Source organism: Alysiella sp. (genome assembly GCF_030525755.1).
GTDB lineage: Bacteria > Pseudomonadota > Gammaproteobacteria > Burkholderiales > Neisseriaceae > Simonsiella.
Window position 1 is genome coordinate 1 of record NZ_JAUNEC010000074.1, and the last position, 533, is coordinate 533.

Annotated in this window: 1 protein-coding gene; it reads right to left on the reverse strand. The window is 38.3% G+C overall.

Annotation, left to right across the window (positions count from 1 at the left end):
* Positions 1–8 precede the first annotated feature (8 nt).
* The coding region (locus tag Q4B82_RS09310) for a YadA C-terminal domain-containing protein (protein WP_303066185.1) at positions 9–533 on the reverse strand (525 nt) is incomplete at its 5' end.

A 533-nucleotide genomic window follows, 5' to 3' on the forward strand; every position in this document is an offset into this window, starting at 1 on the left:
AAACAGGTTTAATATTCAAAATTAAAACCTGCACCATAAGATGCTTTGCCGCCTTGTACAAAATTCACACTGGCACGCGCAGCCAAATTTTCATTAAAACGATAACCTGTACCGATTGCAAGCGCATGAGTGGATTGATAATTGCCTACAGCCGCACTGAAATTGAATTTGCCTACTTGGTAAGGCTGGAATAAATTGGCGGCAGCGGCTTGGCTTGCCATAGCTTGATTGAATCTTTTATCAATGTTTGAATGCAGTTGATTATTAAGCGAATTGAATTGCTGATTGATGCTTGATGGCAATTGATCCACATATGATGTAAGGGCATGGATATTGACCATATTCATTCTTGATAGGCTGGTTACATTGATGACTCTCAATGCGTTATCTGTGATGTATTGATCAGAGGCTGGGCCGTTGATGGTTAGGTCTTTTGTGTAATCAACGGGATATTTGAAATCAAGTAATTCGGCAGATGCAAATTGTGGTAAAATAATTGCAGAAAAAACAAAAGATAACATTAAGTTATGCTT